18 protein-coding genes and 1 pseudogene are annotated in these 18,642 nt (G+C 66.4%); 5 read left to right on the forward strand and 14 right to left on the reverse strand.

The features are described from left to right. Positions 1 to 2: 2 nt before the first annotated feature. The 8 genes from ACRAQ3_RS15725 to ACRAQ3_RS15760 all read right to left on the reverse strand — a co-directional run bounded on the left by ACRAQ3_RS15725 (position 3) and on the right by ACRAQ3_RS15760 (position 7,846). On the reverse strand, positions 3 to 923 hold the full coding sequence (locus ACRAQ3_RS15725; protein ID WP_432256443.1) for an NAD(P)-dependent oxidoreductase: 921 nt from the start codon (positions 921 to 923) through the stop codon (positions 3 to 5). Next, on the reverse strand, positions 920 to 1,666 hold the full coding sequence (locus tag ACRAQ3_RS15730) for an amino acid ABC transporter ATP-binding protein (protein ID WP_432256444.1): 747 nt from the start codon (positions 1,664 to 1,666) through the stop codon (positions 920 to 922). The genes ACRAQ3_RS15725 and ACRAQ3_RS15730 overlap by 4 nt, the downstream gene beginning before the upstream one ends. Before the next feature lie 53 nt (positions 1,667 to 1,719). After that, a complete protein-coding gene (locus ACRAQ3_RS15735; RefSeq protein WP_432256445.1) occupies positions 1,720 to 2,514 on the reverse strand; it encodes a transporter substrate-binding domain-containing protein in 795 nt (264 codons plus the stop codon). Between the two features lie 19 nt (positions 2,515 to 2,533). Continuing rightward, the gene (locus ACRAQ3_RS15740; protein WP_432256446.1) at positions 2,534 to 3,190 is read right to left on the reverse strand and encodes an amino acid ABC transporter permease; all 657 of its coding nucleotides are present in this window, start codon (positions 3,188 to 3,190) and stop codon (positions 2,534 to 2,536) included. A gap of 1 nt (position 3,191) precedes the next feature. Continuing rightward, positions 3,192 to 3,860 carry an amino acid ABC transporter permease gene (locus tag ACRAQ3_RS15745; protein ID WP_432256447.1) on the reverse strand — a complete coding sequence of 223 codons (669 nt, stop codon included), beginning with the start codon at positions 3,858 to 3,860 and terminating at the stop codon, positions 3,192 to 3,194. 66 nt (positions 3,861 to 3,926) lie between these two features. Further along, positions 3,927 to 4,934, reverse strand: a complete 1,008-nt coding sequence (locus ACRAQ3_RS15750) for a LacI family DNA-binding transcriptional regulator (RefSeq protein WP_432256448.1) — start codon at positions 4,932 to 4,934, stop codon at positions 3,927 to 3,929. 524 nt (positions 4,935 to 5,458) lie between these two features. Next, a complete protein-coding gene (gene aroE, locus ACRAQ3_RS15755) occupies positions 5,459 to 6,310 on the reverse strand; it encodes a shikimate dehydrogenase (RefSeq protein ID WP_432256449.1) in 852 nt (283 codons plus the stop codon). 15 nt (positions 6,311 to 6,325) lie between these two features. After that, entirely contained in the window at positions 6,326 to 7,846 is a 1,521-nt protein-coding gene (locus ACRAQ3_RS15760; protein WP_432256450.1) for a GMC family oxidoreductase, read from the reverse strand. Between the two features lie 126 nt (positions 7,847 to 7,972). Between ACRAQ3_RS15760 and ACRAQ3_RS15765 the strand changes: the two genes are divergently transcribed. Further along, positions 7,973 to 8,896 (forward strand): helix-turn-helix domain-containing protein, encoded by a 924-nt coding sequence (locus ACRAQ3_RS15765; RefSeq protein WP_432256451.1) that lies wholly within the window; start codon positions 7,973 to 7,975, stop codon positions 8,894 to 8,896. A gap of 516 nt (positions 8,897 to 9,412) precedes the next feature. Here ACRAQ3_RS15765 and ACRAQ3_RS15770 read toward each other — a convergent pair. From ACRAQ3_RS15770 to ACRAQ3_RS15780, 3 genes are all read right to left on the reverse strand, one after another. Beyond that, positions 9,413 to 10,207, reverse strand: coding sequence for an ATP-binding cassette domain-containing protein (locus ACRAQ3_RS15770; RefSeq protein ID WP_432256452.1), 795 nt, complete (start codon positions 10,205 to 10,207; stop codon positions 9,413 to 9,415). Beyond that, positions 10,204 to 11,268: an ABC transporter permease gene (locus ACRAQ3_RS15775; RefSeq protein WP_432256453.1), complete on the reverse strand. Its 1,065-nt coding sequence runs from the start codon at positions 11,266 to 11,268 to the stop codon at positions 10,204 to 10,206. Before ACRAQ3_RS15775 ends, ACRAQ3_RS15770 begins: the two co-directional genes overlap by 4 nt. A gap of 139 nt (positions 11,269 to 11,407) precedes the next feature. Continuing rightward, complete coding sequence (locus tag ACRAQ3_RS15780; RefSeq protein WP_432256454.1) at positions 11,408 to 12,430, reverse strand: sugar ABC transporter substrate-binding protein; 1,023 nt, start codon at positions 12,428 to 12,430, stop codon at positions 11,408 to 11,410. Between the two features lie 145 nt (positions 12,431 to 12,575). On the opposite strand from ACRAQ3_RS15780, the gene ACRAQ3_RS15785 reads away from it, so the two are divergent. The 3 genes and pseudogenes from ACRAQ3_RS15785 to ACRAQ3_RS15795 all read left to right on the forward strand — a co-directional run. After that, the gene (locus ACRAQ3_RS15785) at positions 12,576 to 13,775 is read left to right on the forward strand and encodes an ROK family transcriptional regulator (RefSeq protein ID WP_432256455.1); all 1,200 of its coding nucleotides are present in this window, start codon (positions 12,576 to 12,578) and stop codon (positions 13,773 to 13,775) included. A 721-nt stretch (positions 13,776 to 14,496) separates the two neighbouring features. Further along, positions 14,497 to 15,789: an L-fucose:H+ symporter permease gene (fucP, locus tag ACRAQ3_RS15790; RefSeq protein WP_432256456.1), complete on the forward strand. Its 1,293-nt coding sequence runs from the start codon at positions 14,497 to 14,499 to the stop codon at positions 15,787 to 15,789. Between the two features lie 68 nt (positions 15,790 to 15,857). Then, a pseudogene (locus ACRAQ3_RS15795) lies at positions 15,858 to 16,046 on the forward strand (LysR family transcriptional regulator); the annotation flags it as partial. A 133-nt stretch (positions 16,047 to 16,179) separates the two neighbouring features. On the opposite strand, the gene ACRAQ3_RS15800 reads toward ACRAQ3_RS15795, so the two are convergent. Genes ACRAQ3_RS15800 through ACRAQ3_RS15810 form a run of 3 tightly spaced genes read right to left on the reverse strand, consistent with a single transcriptional unit; the run spans position 16,180 to position 17,513 of the window. Then, the gene (locus ACRAQ3_RS15800; RefSeq protein ID WP_432256457.1) at positions 16,180 to 17,064 is read right to left on the reverse strand and encodes a recombinase family protein; all 885 of its coding nucleotides are present in this window, start codon (positions 17,062 to 17,064) and stop codon (positions 16,180 to 16,182) included. Further along, entirely contained in the window at positions 17,064 to 17,204 is a 141-nt protein-coding gene (locus ACRAQ3_RS15805; RefSeq protein ID WP_432256458.1) for a hypothetical protein, read from the reverse strand. Before ACRAQ3_RS15805 ends, ACRAQ3_RS15800 begins: the two co-directional genes overlap by 1 nt. Positions 17,205 to 17,249: 45 nt before the next feature. After that, the gene (locus ACRAQ3_RS15810) at positions 17,250 to 17,513 is read right to left on the reverse strand and encodes a hypothetical protein (protein WP_432256459.1); all 264 of its coding nucleotides are present in this window, start codon (positions 17,511 to 17,513) and stop codon (positions 17,250 to 17,252) included. A 358-nt stretch (positions 17,514 to 17,871) separates the two neighbouring features. Between ACRAQ3_RS15810 and ACRAQ3_RS15815 the strand changes: the two genes are divergently transcribed. Continuing rightward, entirely contained in the window at positions 17,872 to 18,456 is a 585-nt protein-coding gene (locus ACRAQ3_RS15815) for a hypothetical protein (RefSeq protein WP_432256460.1), read from the forward strand. Positions 18,457 to 18,642 lie beyond the last annotated feature (186 nt).

Raw genomic sequence — 18,642 nt, forward strand, 5'->3', positions numbered from 1 at the left:
TGTCAGCCTCGATGGGGCGTCGGCAGCGGCCGGCCGGCGAAATGGGCGGCTAGGTTGTCCAGCACCAGCTGCGCCATCGCGCGCCGCGCTTCGACGGTCGCCGATGCGAGATGCGGCGTCAGCACGCAGTTCGGGGCGTCGAGCAGCGCTTGCGGGACGTTTGGCTCGTCGTCGAACACGTCGAGCCCGGCGCCGGCGATCGCGCCCGAGGCCAGCGCGTCGGCCAGCGCGGCCGCGTCCACGACGGGGCCGCGGGCGACATTGACGACTATCCCCTGCGGCCCGAGGGCCGCCAGCACGTCGGCGCTGACGAGGTGCCGGGTCTCCGCCCCCCCGGCCGCGGTCACGAACAGCAGGTCGCAGTGCTCCGCCAAGGCGAGGGCATCGGCGCAGAACCGGTCGGGCGCGTCAGACCGCTCGCGGCGCGAGGTGTAGCTGACATCCATGCCCAGATCGCGCAGCATCTGAGCCAGCCGCCGGCCTATACGGCCGTAGCCCAGGATACCCGCCCGCCGCTCCAGCACCGACGGGGACAGCCCCAGTTTGCCGCCGGCAGCCCACCGGCCGGCGCGCACGAAGCGGTCGGCTACGGCGATCTGCCGCCCAGCAGCCAGCGCCAGCGCCAGCGCCATCTCCGCCACCGCCGGCGACAACACGTCCGGCGTCGTGGTCACGGCGATGCCGCGGCGCGCCGCCTCGGCTAGGTCGACGGCATCGACGCCGACGCCGTTCACCGCGATCAGCCGCAGCGCCGGCAGCCGCGCCATCTGCGCCGCCGACAGTCCGAGGTTGCCGGCAGTCACCACCGCCTCGGCATTGGTGGCGGCTTCGATATCGCGCAGGACCTCGTAGTCGTTCTCCAACCGCCAAGCCATGTCCAGCGGCTTCAGATCGGCGAGTGACAGGATGCGGGGCCGGGTCATGCGATCTGGCCCAAGAAGTTGCGCAGCCGCTCGTTGGCGGGGTTGCCGAAGAAGGCGGCGGGCGCGCCCTGTTCGACGATCGCGCCGCGGTCCATGAAGATCACCCGGTCGGCGACGGCGCGGGCGAAATCCATCTCGTGAGTGACGCACAGCATGGTCATGCCCTCGCGCGCGAGGTCGATCATCGTGTCGAGAACCTCCTTGACCATCTCGGGGTCGAGCGCCGAGGTCGGCTCGTCGAACAGCATGATCCTGGGCTTCATGCACAGTGCGCGGGCGATGGCGACCCGCTGCTGCTGGCCGCCCGAGAGCTGGGCGGGATACTTGTCGGCCTGCTCAGGAATCCGGACCCGCTCCAAATAGTGCCGCGCGGTTGCCTCGGCCTCGGCGCGCGGGATCCTGCGGGTCTTCATCGGCGACAGCACGCAGTTCTCCAGCACGGTCATATGCGGGAACAGGTTGAAGTTCTGGAACACCATGCCGACGTCACGGCGGACCCGGGCGACGTTATCGCCGCCAGCGGTCAGCTCGACTCCGTCGACGATGATGGTGCCGGACTGCACCGGCTCGAGCTGGTTGATCGTGCGGATCAGCGTCGACTTGCCGGACCCGGACGGTCCGCAGATGACGATGCGCTCGCCGCGCCGCACGGTCAGATTGATGCCGACCAGCGCGTGGTAGGCGCCGTAGTACTTGTCGACGGCGCGCATGACCACGGCGTCTTGGCTCATGTCTTGGCTCATGGTCCTGCTCCTTGCGGGACGGCGCCCGGCCACGGGGGCCGGGCGGCCTCTGGTCACTCGGCGGCCTTGACGAAGTCCGGCAGCGGTTCGCCCAGCCATTTCTCGTGGATTTCGTCGAGCGTGCCGTCGTTGGCCGCAGTCTTCACGAAGGCGTCGATCCGCTCCAACAACGCGTCGGAGCCGGGCGCCACCGCGATACCCTGGACCTGACTGGATAGGTCGAACTTCTTGTCGAAGCGGCCGGCCGCGACCTTGTCGACCTGCAGGAACACCACGTTCGACAAGCCGATCGTCTCGACCTGCCCGGACAGCAGCGCTTGCACCGCGCTGGCATCGTCGTCGAAACGGCGGATGTCCGTGCCCTCCGGCGCCACGCCGGTGACGCCGCTGTCTTGGGTCGAGGCCCGGGCGACAGCAACGGAGCGTGCGGCGAGATCCTCGGGCGCGTCGACCTCGGCTTCGGCGGCGCCGTAGACGGCGATAGCAATGCCCGCGTAGGGGGTCGAGAAATCGACCTTCTGGGCGCGCTCCTCGGTGATGCCCAGCGAGGCGACCAGCACGTCGACTTGGCCGGAGAGCAGGTAGGGGATGCGGTTCGGACCGGTCACCGGCACGATCTCGGCTTCCACGCCGAGCGCCTCGCCCAAGGCTCTGGCCACATCGGCGTCGTAGCCGTCCGGCGCGCCGGAGGCATCCAAGATGCCGAAGGGCGGAAAGTCGACCAACATGCCGATCCGGACGGTGCCGGACTGCTCGATGGCGGACAGATCGGCAGCGGCCAGCGGGGCGGCCCAGCTCAGCAGCGCTGTCGCGGCCAGCGCGGTGAAACGACGACGGTTCAGCTTCATGAGTTCTCCTCCTCGAAACTCAGCGGGTGATGGCGAGGCGCATGCGCGCCTCCAGCCTGCGCGCGGCCAGCGAGAGCGGCCAACACAGGACGAAATACAGGGCAGCCACCGTGCCGAAGACAAGAAAGGGCTGGAAGGTGGCGTTGTTGACGATCTGCCCGGCACGGGTCACCTCGGTGAAGCCGATGATCGAGGCCAGCGAGGTGCCCTTGATCAGTTGCACCAAGAAGCCCACGGTCGGCGCCGTCGCGACGCGCATCGCCTGCGGCAGCACCACGTGCCGCATCCGGTGGGGATAGGACAGCGCCAGCGCGGTCGCGGCCTCGGTCTGGCCGGACGGGACCGCCTCGATGCTGCCGCGCCAGATCTCGCCCAGATAGGCGCTGGCATGCAGCGTAAGCGCGGCGGCGGCAGCCACGAGCGGATCGATCGGCAGGCCGATCACCGCGAGGCCGAAATAGACCAGAAACAGTTGCATCAGCAGTGGCGTGCCCTGGAACAGCTGGATGAACCCGGCGGCGGCGCGGCGCAGCGGCGCGCGGCCCGAGGTCCGCGCCAGCGCGACAAGCAGCCCACCCAGAGCGCCGCCCAGGAAGGCCACGGCCGACAGGATCAGCGTCCAGCGGACGGCCAGCACGATGAACATCACGTCGGCGGAGGAAAATTCGCGGATCATCTCAGCGGCTCGCAGGATAGGTGAAGAACATGCGGCGGATGGTGGCGAACAGCGCCGAGAAGCCGAGCGCCAGCACGAAATACATTGCCGTCAGCACCAGGTAGATCTCGAAGCTGGCAAAGCTGCTCGCGTTCAGGTCGGCTCCGGCCGAGGCCAGGTCGTTGGCCGAGATCACCGACACCACGCTGGAGGTCAGCATCAGGTAGATGAATTGGCTGGTCAGCGCCGGGTAGATGTTGCGCAGCGCGGGCACCGCGACGACATGGCGGAAGATATTGTAGGGGCTCAGACCCAGAGCGCGTCCCGCCTCAATCTGACCCTTGGGGATCGACTCGATCCCGGCGCGGATGATCTCGGTGCCGTAGGCGCCGACGTTGATCACCAGCGCCACTAGGGCCGCGGTGTTTGGCGCCATGGCGATTCCCACGGCGGGCAGGCCGAAGAAGATGAAGAAGATCTGGATCAGGAAGGGCGTGTTGCGGATCACCTCGACATAAGCGTCAACGAGCCAGCTCAGCGGCCGGACCCCCGAGGTCTTGGCTACCGCACCCAGAAGCGACACGACCAGCCCGATGACCATCGCCAGGAACGACAGCCTGACCGTCAGCCAAGCACCGTGCAGCAGCATGTCGATGTTGTCGAGCACAGGCCCGAAGTTGAACTGATACATCTGCCCTCCCCTGCGGATGCGCCGATCTTCCTTTTTAGAACGATCTAAATTGCGGAAAGGATGCTGTCAATCGTTTTGCGGGCTGCTGCCACGCACCACCAGCCGGGGCGTAACGATGTCGCGTTGGGGCGGGGCGTCGGCATCGGTCAGCCGACGGGCCAACAGCCGCGCCGCGTTGCGCCCGATCTGCGGCGCGTCCATGGCAACGCTTGTCAGCGGCGGGTAGGTCAGCTCGGCCAGCGGCAGGTCGTCCAGCCCGACCACCGCCAGATCACGACCGGGCTCGCAGCCTGCGCGCCGCAGGCCTGCCATTAACCCCGCGGCCAGCACGTCGTTGAAGCACAGCACCGCATCCGGTCGCCGGGGCAGGGCGAGGATTCGCGCTGCCGACTGCGCAGCCGCTTCCCAAGACAGGTCCGCCTCGATGATTCCCGCCCCGACGGCCCCGGTCTCGTCCAAGGCGCGCGCGAAGCCGTCCAGCCTCTCCTCGCGCGCCGAGGTACGCGCACCGACCGACAGGAAGGCCACTTGCCTGCGCCCTTGCTCGACCAGATGCTGCATCGCCAGCTTGACCGCCGAGACGTAGTCCGCACCCGCGAAATCGGTCGGCGCGCCGACCTCGCGCAATGCCTGCACCAGCGGCATCCCCCAGCCGGAGATCTGGCCGGGCAAATCGGGGGCCGTATCGACGGCCGGGCACAGGATGACCCCGTCGACGCCGTGGCCGCGAAACCGCTGCAGGATCTCGTCTTGGCGCTGCGGATCGTCCTGGCTGTTGGCCAGCAGCACGACCCGGTCCGCCACCGCCATCACCTCCTCGACCCCTGACAGGAACTCGGTGAAGAAGGAGTTGACCAGGTTCGGCACGACGACACCGACCGTCTGACTGGAATTGTTTCGTAGCCTTGCGGCGCCGATGTCGCGGACATAGTCCATCTCCACCATGATCCGCTCGATGCGCGCTCGGGTCTGGTCCGCAACCAACGGCGATTTGCGAACGACCAGTGATACCGTCGCTCGCGAGACACCCGCAGCCTGTGCAATCTCCTCCAGTGTCACTCGTTTCTGCTGCATTACACCTCCTGTTTGGCGAAGGTATGGGCAGGAGGCCCTGCACGCTGTCAAGTATCCGGGCAGGCGCCCCGCAAAGATGGTCATCCACGCTTCGCGTGTGTGACGCGGACCGGATGCGCTAGTTTCTTGTCCCCCGGGGGCATCTGAACAGCCGGAATTGCCATATAGGCTGCCTACATCCGACTCAGGTCACGAGGTTCCTGGCAGGCCCTAATACCCGTCACGCCGCGCCTGATCTTAATTTCATGTCCGATAATGGAAGATTATCGGACATGAGTAATGTCCACATAGTGCGGCGGTTGCGCTCGGCGCACGTCCGTACTTTCAGCTTCCGAGAGCTTTGTATCCGCTTGGCCCCCCTCTGCTGGCGACATCGCGGCGTCGCAATTGGCACGGCCCGGACCCACCAGTGCCCGGGGGCAGATAGTGCCCCGGCGAAGCTTTGCGTTGGCTCTGTCCCTCAGGATGCGGGTCCGCCGGGGGGCCGAAGTTATTGTTCGGCGATAGTTCTTGAACCTGACCGCCTATAGGCCAAGATCCCGAAGCGCCCGCCGCATGACACCGGCATCGGCATCGATGCCGGTCCAGTGTTTCAGGCCGATCACCCCCTGACCGACGAGCATGCCCAGACCGTCCGCGGTCTTGCAGCCGCGCGCCTGCGCCGCCCTCAAGAGTTTCGTCAGCGGCGGGTTGTGGATGCCGTCGGCCACGACCATGTCCGGCGTCAGGCTGTCGTGATCGATGTCCGGCGTGGCATCGACGTCGGGGTAGAGACCAACCGACGTGGCGTTGACGACAAGCCTGGTGCTCTGCGGGACTCGGAAGCTGCCCTCCCAGGGCCGGTACTCCGCCGAGGCGGGGGTCCGGTCGTCGATCAGTCGAGCCACGGCCTCGCCGCGGGCGGGGCTGCGGTTGACCACAGTGATGTGGGAGACGCCCGCCAGTGCCATCTCGACCGCGACGGCCCGGGCCGCGCCGCCGGCGCCGAACAGCACCGCGCGCTGGCCCGACGGCTCGGTCACCTCGGACAACGCCCGGACAAATCCCTTGCCGTCGGTATTCTCGCCGATCAGCCGCCCGTCCTCGTGCCGCACGACTGTGTTCACCGCCCCGATGATCTCCGCTGAGCGGCCCAGACCCTCCAGGTACTCGATGACCGTCACCTTGTGCGGGATCGAGCAGTTGAAGCCGCGCCAGCCCATTGCCCGCGCCCCTCGGACCGCGTCGCCGAGGTCCTGAGGTGCGACTTCGCAGTTGATGTAGCGCCAGTTCAGCCCGTGATGGCGGAATGCGGCCTCGATCATCGCAACGGTAGGGTTCTCGCCCGCGGGCATGGCGAAGGACCCGACCAATGGTTGCAGGAAATCATGCGGCATGGGGGTGTCTCCGTGTCAGGCGGCCGTGGTGGCGGCAAAGGTCGAGGAAAGATGCGCACCGACCCGCAGCGCCTGGGCGGCCACGGTCAGCGCGGGATTTACGGCGGCCGAGGACGGGAAGCAGCCGGCATCGACGACGTAGAGGTTCGGATGATCATGCGCCCGGCAGAACGGGTCGAGCGCCGAGCTGGCGGGGTCGGTGCCCATCCGGACAGTGCCGCATTGATGCGACGGCGCCTCGATGCCGAAGCTGTGGCGCAGCACGAGGGGAAAGCCGATCCGGCGCAGCAGCTCGCGGGCGTGGCGCACGAACCGGTCATGCGCCTTGCGGTCGGCCGGGTGCCAGATCACCTCCGGCGTGCCGTCGGGCAGCAGCCGCACTCGGCTCGACGCCCGCGGCGGGTCTTCGGACATCACCAGCCAGTCGACGCTGTGGCGGCCCAGCCAGTCGGCCGCGGCGCGCGGCGTGCGCGGATAGGCAGCGCGGATCATCGGCCCCTTGATGTTGCCCAGCATCTGAATGTTGCCGCGCGCCAGCGGATCGCCCTCGATGCCGTGGTAGAAGTCGTTCACCGACAGGGTCTTGGGAAACTTCGTGTCATTGACCGTCCACGGCAGCACGCCCATCAGCCCGGTCAGGTGGTGGTTCATCAGGTAGCGCCCGACCACGCCCGAGCGGTTGGCCAGCCCGTCGGGGCAGCGCGCGCTGGCCGAGCGCAAGAGGATCAGCGCCGAATTGATCGCGCCGGCGCTGAGCACGAAGAGCGGGGCCTCGATCCGGCTGGGAGCACCGTGGTCCGTGATCTCGGCGGCGACGATCCTGCGCCCCTCGGCGTCGTGGATCAGCCGGGTCACCCTGACCTCGGTGCGGATCTCGACATTGGCGCGGCCGCGCAGCCGGCCCAAGAGCCGGGTTTCGGCATCCCCCTTGGCGCCGAAGCGGCAGCCGAACGCATCGCAGGTGCCGCAGCGCCGGCAGGCGCCGCCGGGGCCGTAATCGATCGCGGACGGCATGGGGAACGGCGTCAATCCGGCCCGCTCCAGCCTTTCGGTCATGCGCCGGATCAGCGGTTCGTGCGGCACCGGCGCGTGCTCGTAGCCGCTGCTGCGGGGCGGCTCGGTCGGATCGGCCCCGGCCAGACCGCGGACGCCGAACAGCCGCTCGGCCTCGGCGTAATGCGGCTCGAGGTCGGAATAGCTGATAGGCCAGGCCGGGGAGGCCGCGTCCTCATGCGACACCTCGTCGAAATCGCTCTCGCGAAAGCGGAACATGGCGGTGCCGTAGAACTTGGTGTGCCCGCCCAGGAAGTAATACTGCCCGGGGCGATAACGTCGGCCGGAACCGTCCTGCCATTCCTCGGTGGTGCGATAGCGGTTTTGTACGAAAACGGCTTCGGCGTCGTTCAGGGCGGGTTCGTTCGGTAACGGCCCGCCGCGTTCGAGGATCAGCACCCGCAGCCCCGCCTCGGCCAGCTTCAGCGCCACGGATCCGCCGCCGACGCCGCTGCCGATCACCACGACATCGGGATTTTTCATCCGGCCCGGCATGTCCGACACCCCTCGCTCCCATTGCAATGGCCAGATTACCGGGCCGCCCGGAACCGCACCATTCCCGACTCCGGCAGCTTCTTGTAGGATCACCGCATAATCGAGGAGGGCATCATGCGGCCGTGGTTCGAAAAAGTGACGATTCCGGAGGGCCAGTCCTGCCTGGTCTACGACCGGCGGCTGCCGGAGTTCGCCTTCAACTGGCATCACCACCCGGAATACGAGCTGACGCTGACCCTCGGCGGGCACGGCACGCGCTTCGTGGGCGGCGACGTGGCGCCCTATGCCGATGGCGACCTGGCGCTGATCGGTCCCGATCTGCCGCATGCCTGGCAGTCGCATCACCTGGCCGAGGGCGCCACGGAACACCGCGCCATCATCTGCTGGTTCACCGTCGACTGGGCGCGCGGCCTGCTCGCGCTGATGCCCGAGCTCGGCGCCATCGGTGCACTGCTGGGCGAGGCCTCGCAGGGCGTGCATTTCGGCCCGGCGACGGCAGCGGCGCTGCGGAGCCGGATGCTCCGGCTCTGTGACCGGCCGCAGGCCGAGCGCGCGCTTGAACTGACCGGCCTACTGCTAAATCTCGCCGCCGCCGCCGCCGCCGCCCCCGACCGCCGCACGCTTTCGCCGGGTGCCATGGACGCGGCCGAGATGTCCCGCGACCGCCGCCGGATGGAGCGGGTGCTGGCCGATCTCCATGCGCGCTTCGACCAGCCGATCCGCCTCGCGCCGCTCTGCGAGACCGCACATCTGTCCGAAAGCCAGCTTCAGCGCATCTTCAAGCGCAGCACCGGGCTGTCGATTAGCGAATACGTCACCCGCCTGCGGGTCGGTCGGGCCTCGGCGCTGCTCAACCGCACCGACCTGCCGATGACCTCCATCGCCGAGAGATGCGGCTTTCACGACGCCGCCCACTTCGCGCGGACATTCCGCGCCACCACCGGGCGCACGCCGACCAGCTATCGCCGGGAGTTCCATGCCCCGGGGCCAGCAATTCCAACTGGGGCGTTTCCGATGCAGCGCGGAACGGCCGGGTGAGGGGCTGCCTCGGAACTAAAAGGCCCCTTGGTTCATGGGCGTGTTCTTCGCCAATCTAGAGACAAAGAGGCAATTGCTGAGCAGCAACAGATTCAACGACGAGTTCAAGCAGGACGCAGTCGTGCAGCTCACTGAGCGGAAATACTTACGATCGGGAATGCTTAGATGACCTTTATGCCGTCCGCAGCCAGCTTACCCTCCCATTACAGCCGATTTTCTTATCGTCGAGCATCGTGCGTCAGGCAGTAGCTATATTTGCTGATTGCCAGCACGGCTACTGGTTTCGCGCTGGCAGCGACCACCCCACTCGGAAGTATGGCCAGTCATGTTGGGCGGTGGTGGAAGGCCCAGGTTGCCACGGATGTACGCAGCCGAGTTCGCCTCGAACTGCCGGGGGGACGGGCCTTTGCTACCACATCTTCGTCGGTTTTGGGGTGTCACGGCCCGATCAGCTTTCCCGTCACGCAGGATCGAATAGCGCGGTCGGTGCATCTGGGCGGTCCGCAACGCCATTCGTCACGCGGCCTCGAACTCGTCTTCTGGTTCCTTCGCGCCCGTCATATAAGCAACGGCGTCGGACATCGAATGCTTCTTTGGGTCGATGACGCAAAGCCGCTGGCCCAGGCGATGCACGTGGATCCGGTCCGCCAGTTCGAACACGTGCGGCATGTTGTGCGAGATCAGGATGATCGGAATGCCGCGCGACTTCACGTCGAGGATCAACTCCAGCACCCGCCGGCTCTCCTTGACGCCAAGCGCGGCGGTGGGTTCGTCGAGGATGATCACCTTGGAGCCGAAGGCCGCCGCGCGCGCCACCGCCACGCCCTGCCGTTGCCCGCCCGACAGCGTCTCGACCGCCTGGTTGATGTTCTGGATCGTCATCAGCCCGAGGTCGTTCAGCTTCTGGCGGGCGAACTTCTCCATCGCCGGGCGATCGAGCTGGCGCAGCCACTTGCCCCGGAATCCCGGTTTGCGCAGCTCGCGCCCCATGAACATGTTGTCGGCGATCGACAGGGCGGGCGACATCGCCAGCTGCTGGTAGACCGTCTCGATGCCGGCATGGCGCGCATCGTTTGGCGAGTGGAAATGAACCTGCCGGCCTTCCAGCGTGACCTCGCCCTCGTCGGGCTGTACCGCGCCCGAAAGCGCCTTGATCAGCGTCGATTTGCCGGCGCCGTTATCGCCGATCACCGCGAGGATCTCGCCCGGGTAGAGGTCGAAGTCGCAGTGATCGAGGGCGACCACCTTGCCGTAACGCTTGACGAGGTTTCGGCCCTTGAGGATGGGTTCGCGTTTCTGTTCGATGCTCATGCCGACACCTTCCTGATCCATTGGTCCACGGCCACGGCGGCGATGATCAGCACGCCGATGAAGAAATAGGTCCACTGCGCGTCGGCCCCGAGCAGGCGCAGCCCGAGCGAGAACACGCCCACGATCAGCGCGCCGAACAGCGAACCCATGATCGAGCCGCGTCCCCCGAAGAGCGAGATGCCCCCGATCACCACGGCGGTGATGCTCTCGATGTTGGCATCGTAGCCGGACGTGGGCGAGACCGAACCGATGCGCCCGATCAGGGCCCAGCCGGCGAAGGCGCAGATCAGCCCCGACAGCATGTAGACCGAGATCAGCGTGCGCTTGACGTTGACGCCCGAAAGCTGCGCCGCCTCGGCGTCGTCGCCCACCGCATAGACGTGCCGTCCCCAGGCGGTGTGGCGCAGCACCCAGCCCAGCAACACGATCAGCGCGATCATGAACACCACGCCGACGGTAAAGACCGCGCCGCCGATCTCGAACTTGGCGCCGAAAAACTGCAAGATCGGTGCCTCGGCCTCGATCTCTTGCGCGCGGATCGTCTCGTTGGCCGAATAGAGGTAGTTGGTGGCGAGGAAGATCTGCCAGCTGCCCAGCGTCACGATGAAGGGCGGCAGCCGCATCACCGAAACGAGCCAGCCGTTGAGGAAGCCGCAGGCCGTGCCAACGGCAAGGCCGCAGGCGACGGCGACGGGGGCGGGGATGCCGTAGCGAAAGGTGAACTGGCCCATCACCACCGAACTCAGCACCATGATCGCGCCGACCGACAGGTCGATGCCCGCGGTCAGGATCACGAGGCTCTGCGCGGCGGCGACGATGCCGACGATCTGCACCTGCTGCAGGATCAGCGTCAGCGCGAAGGGCGAGAAGAAACGCGAGCCCAGCAGCAGCCCGAAGACGATGATCGAGACCAGCAGCACGATCAGCGGCACCAGCGCCGGCGTGACGTGCAGCAGGTGCTGAATGCGGTGCAGCGGACTTCTACGGTGATCCTGAAACTCTGCCACCGTCTCGGCGCGTTTCTCGCGCACCGAGGTTTCGTAGTGATCGCTATCTGTCATGGCGCGCCCCTCCCGTGGCGTGTGGCAGGGCGCGCCCCTTCGCGCGGCCCCTCGTCATCGGGGCGGGCGCGGGGCCCGCCCCGTCAGGGACATCCTGCGCCGCCCGAAGACGCGCAGGATGGAATGATCCCGGCGGGGCTCAGCCCCAGCAGAGCTCCTGACCTTCCTCGACCGAGATCGACTCGACGCCCTCGACCGGCTCGTCGGTGACGAGCTTCACGCCGGTATCGTAGAAGTCCTTGCCTTCGGTGTTCTCAGGCAGGGTGCCGTCCTCGGCGTATTTCGCGATCGCCTCGACGCCGAGCCTGGCCATCTCGAGCGGGTATTGCTGCGAGGTGGCGCCGATGACGCCGTCAGCGACGTTCTGGACGCCGGGGCAGCCGCCATCGACCGAGACGATCAGCACGTCGTTCTCGCGGCCGATCGCCTTGAGCGCCTCGTAGGCCCCCGCGGCGGCGGGCTCGTTGATGGTGTAGACGACGTTGATCTCGGGGTCCTTGGCGAGAAGGTTCTCCATCGCCGTGCGACCGCCTTCCTCGTTGCCGGCGGTCACGTCGTTGCCGACGATGCGCGGGTCGTCCTCGTCGCCCCATTTGTTCGGATCCTTGGTGTCGATGCCGAAGCCGGTCAGGAAGCCCTGATCGCGCAGCACGTCGACCGAAGGCTGGCTGACGCCGAGGTCGAGCATCGCGATCTTGGCGTTCGCGGCCTCTTCGCCCAGCTTGGCGGCGGCCCATTTGCCGATCAGTTCGCCTGCGAGGAAGTTGTCGGTGGCAAAGGTGGCGTCGGCGGCGTCGATTGGGTCGAGCGGCGTATCAAGCGCGATCACCAAGAGGCCCGCGTCCCGCGCTTGTTGTACCGAACTGACGATCGCCGAAGTATCTGACGGCGTGATCAGAATGCCGGAGGCACCGTTGGCGATGCAGGTTTCGATCGCGTCGACCTGCGCTTCGTGGTCACCGTCGATGGTGCCGGCATAGCTGTTCAGGGTGATGCCGAGTTCGTCGGCGGCCTGCTGCGCGCCCTCGCGCATCTTCACGAAGAACGGGTTGGTGTCGGTCTTGGTGATCAGGCAGGCCGAGACGTTCTGCATGTGGCTTTCAGCCTGCGCCGCACCCGCAGCGATCAAGGCAAGCGCGGTCCCCGCGAAAAGTCGTTTCATCGTCAATATCCTCCCAGATGACACCGGCGCTCCTCAACACCGGATTGACCGAACGTTAGCGTCGATTCTGCCGGCCAGTCAATAAATAAATCCAGTTGATTTACTAATTGGATGTGCTGCATGATTGGGGCAGGGAGGATATCGGATGAACGGATCCGAAGTGCGCAGTCTCGCGGGCGGGGCGAACCAGCGCGGATTGCGCGATCACAACGAGCGGCTGCTGCTCAGCCTGATGCAACGTCATGGTCCCATGCCCGGCAGCGATCTGGCGCGGCTTTCGGGCCTGTCGCCCCAGACCGTCTCGGTGATCCTGCGCCGTCTCGACGAGGATGGCATGGTGTTGCGCGGCGCGCCGCAGCGTGGACGCGTCGGCAAGCCGCGCGTTCCCGTGGGGCTTGATCCGGACGGGGCCTTCTCGATCGGGCTCAAGATCGGCCGGCGCAGCGCCGATCTGCTGATCGTCGATTTGCTGGGCCAGCCGCGCGGCCAGCTGCACGACACCTACCGTTATCCCGATCCCGCCGGCATCATGCGGTTTCTCGAAGCGGGCATCGGGGATCTGTTGGCACGGCTGCCGGCGCGGCTGCGCGACCGGGTCGCCGGGATCGGCGTCGCCCGGCCGCATGAGCTCTGGATCTGGCCCGAGACAATCGGCGCGCCGCCAGCGGCGCTCGACGGCTGGCGCGGTTTCGATTTCGCCGCCGAGATCGGCCGGTTCTCGGCCTTGCCCGTCTTCGTCGACAACGACACCACCGCCGCCTGTCGCGCCGAGCATGTCTATGGAAGGGGGCGGGCGTTTCGCGACTACGCCTATTTCTTCGTGGGCTCCTTCATCGGCGGCGGCGTGGTGCTGAACCATTCGGTGTTCGAGGGCGCGCGCGGCAATGCCGGGGCCATGGGATCGTTGCCGACGCGCGACGCCGCCGGTCGGCCGGCGCAGCTTATCGACACGGCCTCGTTGCACATGCTCGAGCGGCGGCTCGAGGCGGCCGGCCACGACCCGGCGCGGCTGTGGAGCCTGCCGCAGGACTGGTCCGGCATGAGCGACGTGATCGAGCCTTGGCTCGACGAAGCGGGCGAGGAGCTGGCACGCGCCGCCGCCACTGTCTGCGCGGTCATCGACTTCGAGGCGGTGCTGATCGATGGCGGCTTTCCCGAGCAGGTGCGCGCATCCTTGGTGGAACGGGTCAGGGCGGGGCTCGACCGGGTCGATCTGCGCGGTTTGATCCCGCCAAGGATCGAGGCGGGCGCGGTGGGTGGCAATGCGCGCGGTCTCGGCGCCGCCTGCGCACCGATCTTCGCGCAGTTCCTGCTCAACACCCATTCGGGATTTACCACCGGTTGAGACCGGGTGCGACAAGCTCGATGTCGTTGGCGAGCCACCCTACTGTAGTCATGGGCGATGGCACGTCGATTGCCATTCATGCAACCCAGTGCCCCTGCACGTGGCTCGACAGCCATATGCGCCTGCATTGCGGTGGCGCAGAGACCGTTTACAGCATTAGATCGGGCCACCCACCCTTGGTCTCGAAGCCCTTCGCGCTCAAAGTCACGGGACATGTCAGTCTGGGCAACGCCCGCGCTCGACATCCACTTGGCGCGATCTCGCAGTGCCGAAGGTTGTCCGACTGCTTCAAGATGAAGTCGATCTGCTGTTTGCCGAACCGAGATGTCCGCATCGGTTTTCCTCGCGTTACATACCCGGCAGCTTACGAGAACTCTCCCAGATCCGGCGGTCCAGCTTTCCGGAAGTAGGTTCGTGCAGCACTCGAGTAGGCTGGTCCAATTGGCGTCGATCTGCATTGGCCCGACGCACCCCTTACTGTGAATCAGCGCTCTCCCGTCCGTAGTAATGGGGCGCGTAAGCGATCGCCTGCAAAGCGCATCGAAGGCAGTATAGGCGGAACATTGTCCCTAATTCGTCATTCCGCGAGAAATATTATGCCCGCAACCGACGACTCGGGCCCTTCGGCACTGGTATGTCCCGGCGGACGCTTCCAAAAGGCGCCGCGCAACCGCGGCCCCACGTATCGCCGCGGTGCCCGGAGGCTCGAGAGGGAGAACACATGAACCAGCCGACACGATTCCTGCATGCCGGCATGAAGCTGCCCTTCATGCTCATCGTCACCTGTTTTGCCGCTTGGGGCATCGCGGCCAACATGACCGACCCGCTGGTGCAGGTATTCTCCAAGATCTTCTCGATGAGCGCCTTGCAGTCCTCGCTGGTGCAGTTCGCCTACTACGGCGCCTATTTCTGTCTGGCCCTGCCAGCAGCCTTCATCAATCGACGTTACTCCTACAAGACCGGCATCCTGGTCGGGCTGGGCTGCGCTATCGCAGGCGCCTTCCTGTTCTATCCGGCCAGCATCGCCATGACCTATGGCTTCTTTCTGATGGCGCTGTTCCTGCTGGCGGGCGGGCTGTCGATCTTGGAGACGTCGGCCAACCCCTTCGTCATCGCCATGGGACCGGAGGGCAGCGCCACGCGCCGGCTCAACCTCGCCCAGGCTTTCAACCCGGTCGGCACCAATATCGGTGTGTTCCTGTCGGCGGCGCTGATCCTGCCCAACCTGAACACCGCCGACGCGGACGCGCGCGCTGCAATGGGAGCAGACGCGCTGCGGGCGCTGCGCGCCGAGGAGCTGCAGGCGGTGATGGTCCCCTACGTCGGCTTTGCCGTCGTGCTGGTGGCGATCTGGATCGCGATCGCGCTCAGCCGCATGCCCACGCCGAGCGAGCGCGAACTCGAGGCCGGACACGAGCTGCATTTCGGGGCGACGCTGAAGCGGCTGCTGAGGAACCGCCATTACAGCTTCGGCGTGGTGGCGCAGTTCTTCAACGTCGCCGCCCAGACCTGCGTCTGGACCTTCACCCTGCAATACGCGATGGCGGCGATCGGCACCGACGAGGCCGGGGCCGGCTGGTATCTGCAAGCCAGCCTGCTGGTGTTCCTGATGTCGCGCTTCGCGATGGTCTGGGTGATGGGTTTCGTCCGGCCTGCGCTGCTGTTGGCCGGCTTGGCGCTGGCGGGGGCAGGGCTTGCACTCTATGCCGCGCTGGTGCCGGGCCTGTCGGGCCTATGGGCCGTGGTGATGATATCGGCCTGCCTGTCGCTGATGTTCCCGACCATCTACGGCATCGCCCTCGAGGGGCTGGGCGAGGATACCAAGTTCGGTTCGGCCGGGCTGGTGATGGCGATCCTGGGTGGCGCGCTGCTGCCATTGGTGCAAGGCGCGGTGATCGATGTCGCCGGCGCGACCTTCTCCTATGTGGTGCCGGCCGCAGCCTTCCTGGTCGTGATGGGATACGGGCTGTTCGACTTCGTCGCCGTGCGCGGCGGGGCGGCCCGACCAGCCTGAGAGCGGCCGCGTTTCGCAGTTGCCCCGCCCGCCGCGTAGTCTAACCCTATGCGAGGGAGGAGTGCGACATGCGGGACATGACCCTGCGCCAAGTCGAGGTGGTGCGCGCCGTGATGATGACCGGCACCATTAACGGCGCGGCCACGCTGCTGGGTGTCTCGGCGCCCGGCATCAGCCGGCTGGTCAAGCATACCGAGGAGTCGCTCGGGCTGCAGTTGTTCGTGCCCGCCGTCGAGGCCGGGCGGATCTTCGAGCAGCCTGCAGCTCTGGAACAGGGTTCCGATCTGGCGGCTCAATTCAAAGGCTACTTCAGCTATGTGCCTTCGCGCAGAGGATTAAGGCTTCTACGTCATCAGAAGCGACCGCTCCGCCGGTGCCACCGGTGGGCGCTCACTCTATCAGCCCCACCAGCCGCGCCCGTTCCAGCAGGTGCGCCACCGACGACGTCGCCCATTTCGAGCGCCCCCGCGGCGTCGGCTCCCGCATCGCCTCGAGCCGCGCCGCGATCTCCTTCAGCGTCATCTCCGGCGCCGAGCTCTTGATACCCGCGATGATCGCTAGGATCCGGTCGTCCTTCTGCGCGGGCGGGGCGCGGTCGAGCACGGCACGATCCAGCAGCCCGTCTTTCACGAAGCGCCCGGCGGCGCGCCGCAGCCGCTCGACGGTCCAAGGCTTCGCGCTTGGATGCCGGCTGTTGATGATCCGCACGACGTCCTCCCAAGGGAGCCGCGGCCGGAACTGCCGCACCGCGGGCAGCCACTGCTGGGCTTCCTCGTTGAGCTTGTCGAAGTAGCTGCGGTCGCGCGCCCGGCTGACCTTGGCGATCGCCTCCGGGTCGCGGTCCCGCAGGCCCGGATTGCCCCCGACGCGGCCCTTCTCCCGTGCCGATGCCAGCCCCGCCATCGTCCTCTCGCGGATCAGAGCCCGCTCGAACTCGGCGGTGGCACCAAGGATCTGCAACGTGAACTTGCCCTGCGGCGAGGTCGTGTCGATCGGATCGCCCAGAGATCGGAAATGCGCTCCGCGGGCTTCCAGCGTCTCGATGACCTCGAGCAGGTGCGACAGCGAGCGGGCGAGGCGGTCGATGCGCACGACGATCAGCACGTCGCCTCGGCCGAGGCTCGCCACGAGCTTCGCGAGGACCGGGCGAGCGCGGGCGGCCCCGGAGGCGAACTCCTCGTGGATCTCGGTGCAGCCTGCCGATTTCAGTTCGCGGCGCTGTGCCGCAGTGTCTTGAAGGTCGGTCGAGACGCGGGCGTAGCCTATGAGTGCCATCAGCGCGCCATCTCATCGCACAACACGACCTCGACCATCTCCTGGAATGGCGAGCCGCTCGGTACCTCGCTCAAATGTTCGGCGATCCGGGCGAACCCCTCGCGCGGCATCGGCTCGAGGGCAGGGGAACGGAGGTCCATGATGATCTCTTTCGCGCTAGATCTGCACCGCAGCGACTGCGGTCATTAAGCCAGCTCCCGGAATGCCTGCTTGTCCTCGTCGCAGACCCCGCCGTCGCTGACGAGCTCGGTTTCCGCACTCGCTATGGAGTTTTGGGAGAGCTTCCACACGGCATCGAGAAGCTCGGCAAGCTCATGCCCGGTGACGCGTGCTATCACGCTCTCGGGGAGGGCACGAAGCAAGGCCTCAGCGGTAGTCCTGTGCTCGCCAACCTCGGCCAGCCGCATGGCGCGATTGATCTTGGTCCGATGGCTTGGGAACGTGGTCATGCTGAATCCTTTGGTTCGGCCGGCGAATGCAGGCGAGATGGACGTTACCATCGATCGAGCCCTTGTACGACTGCCAGAACATGGGCCTTCCAATTTAACTATACTTGAGAATACGGTCGTTTGAAAACACCGGCAACGGGCGAGCGGCTTTGATCGGCCTGGTAGGGGAGGGGAGGGGACAGGCTCCAATCCCTTTACCTTCAAGGCCGCGGAACGAAGCTGAGGCTTCCGTTCCATCCGTAGGGCGGGAGCGGAGTGGACGGATCACCGTTCCAGACCCTTTCCATTGAGGGCCTGATGAAACACGTTTGCCATCCACCGAGGCAATTGAAAATGAGGCCATCTATCCTCATCTAAAATGAGTATTTTGTTTTATGGCATGGGCTTGTCTGATGAGCTTCAGCCACGCCGAAGAAGCGCGAAGCGCCGTCTCGGCCTTCATGCGGGCCGAGGTTCTGGCGGCGCGCCTGGGGGCCATGGCCGGGCCGAGCCCGAGGTTGGAAATCTCTGGCGCTCGGAGATCGCATTGGCCGAAGCCGTGGCGAGCGCGGGGCTCGAGGGCATCCGGATATCCGAGGGCGACCTGCTGCCCCGTATCGCGCAGAATGGAAGCCAAGACGCTGATCCGACCGGCGCGGAGCTGGCGCTGAGCCTGATCCGGGTACTGAAAGCGCCAAGCGATCCTCTGGCGCAGCCTGTCCAGACCGTGCGGCGCTTCGAGAGGGCGGCAGGCACTGGCATGGGGCCCGGTATTGTCCCGGGCGATGAGCCTGAAGGCCAACTGCTCGAAGACGCCGAGATGCGAGATACGGCCCATAGCCGCAGCCGGGATCAGAGAGCGGCTTCGGCGCAGGAGATGCGGCAGGCTATTTCAGAACTCGACGCAGCGCCTGACCAAGTGAATATACTGCTGATTGACCGGAGGCGGCGGACCTCGAACTAGGACGATATAGAGGGGTGGCCGATACAGCGATGGTGCGGTGCATTGGCATGGTGCTACCAGACACATGCGGCGCCCGCGCAAAGAGCCTGAGCGGATCCATGATCCGAAAGCCGACTAAGACGTCGGCGGCGGCGGCCTCGACGAGTTCCATGACGGTCAGTAGATCCGGCGTCGACCAACCGCCAA

The organism is Limimaricola sp. AA108-03 (assembly GCF_050847355.1).
In the GTDB taxonomy this organism is placed as follows: Bacteria; Pseudomonadota; Alphaproteobacteria; order Rhodobacterales; family Rhodobacteraceae; genus Limimaricola.

Bases quoted from the DNA above. Each gene is read 5' to 3' on its own strand.
- ACRAQ3_RS15770 (WP_432256452.1), bottom strand. From the start codon at position 10,207: ATGAGCATCGAACAGAAACGCGAACCCATCCTCAAGGGCCGAAACCTC.
- ACRAQ3_RS15780 (WP_432256454.1), bottom strand. From the start codon at position 12,430: ATGAAACGACTTTTCGCGGGGACCGCGCTTGCCTTGATCGCTGCGGGT.
- ACRAQ3_RS15800 (WP_432256457.1), bottom strand. From the start codon at position 17,064: ATGGCACTCATAGGCTACGCCCGCGTCTCGACCGACCTTCAAGACACT.
- ACRAQ3_RS15785 (WP_432256455.1), top strand. From the start codon at position 12,576: ATGAACGGATCCGAAGTGCGCAGTCTCGCGGGCGGGGCGAACCAGCGC.
- ACRAQ3_RS15805 (WP_432256458.1), bottom strand. From the start codon at position 17,204: ATGGACCTCCGTTCCCCTGCCCTCGAGCCGATGCCGCGCGAGGGGTTC.
- fucP (WP_432256456.1), top strand. From the start codon at position 14,497: ATGAACCAGCCGACACGATTCCTGCATGCCGGCATGAAGCTGCCCTTC.
- ACRAQ3_RS15815 (WP_432256460.1), top strand. From the start codon at position 17,872: ATGAGTATTTTGTTTTATGGCATGGGCTTGTCTGATGAGCTTCAGCCA.
- ACRAQ3_RS15745 (WP_432256447.1), bottom strand. From the start codon at position 3,860: ATGTATCAGTTCAACTTCGGGCCTGTGCTCGACAACATCGACATGCTG.
- ACRAQ3_RS15810 (WP_432256459.1), bottom strand. From the start codon at position 17,513: ATGACCACGTTCCCAAGCCATCGGACCAAGATCAATCGCGCCATGCGG.
- aroE (WP_432256449.1), bottom strand. From the start codon at position 6,310: ATGCCGCATGATTTCCTGCAACCATTGGTCGGGTCCTTCGCCATGCCC.
- ACRAQ3_RS15775 (WP_432256453.1), bottom strand. From the start codon at position 11,268: ATGACAGATAGCGATCACTACGAAACCTCGGTGCGCGAGAAACGCGCC.
- ACRAQ3_RS15765 (WP_432256451.1), top strand. From the start codon at position 7,973: ATGCGGCCGTGGTTCGAAAAAGTGACGATTCCGGAGGGCCAGTCCTGC.
- ACRAQ3_RS15730 (WP_432256444.1), bottom strand. From the start codon at position 1,666: ATGAGCCAAGACATGAGCCAAGACGCCGTGGTCATGCGCGCCGTCGAC.
- ACRAQ3_RS15725 (WP_432256443.1), bottom strand. From the start codon at position 923: ATGACCCGGCCCCGCATCCTGTCACTCGCCGATCTGAAGCCGCTGGAC.
- ACRAQ3_RS15760 (WP_432256450.1), bottom strand. From the start codon at position 7,846: ATGAAAAATCCCGATGTCGTGGTGATCGGCAGCGGCGTCGGCGGCGGA.
- ACRAQ3_RS15740 (WP_432256446.1), bottom strand. From the start codon at position 3,190: ATGATCCGCGAATTTTCCTCCGCCGACGTGATGTTCATCGTGCTGGCC.
- ACRAQ3_RS15750 (WP_432256448.1), bottom strand. From the start codon at position 4,934: ATGCAGCAGAAACGAGTGACACTGGAGGAGATTGCACAGGCTGCGGGT.
- ACRAQ3_RS15735 (WP_432256445.1), bottom strand. From the start codon at position 2,514: ATGAAGCTGAACCGTCGTCGTTTCACCGCGCTGGCCGCGACAGCGCTG.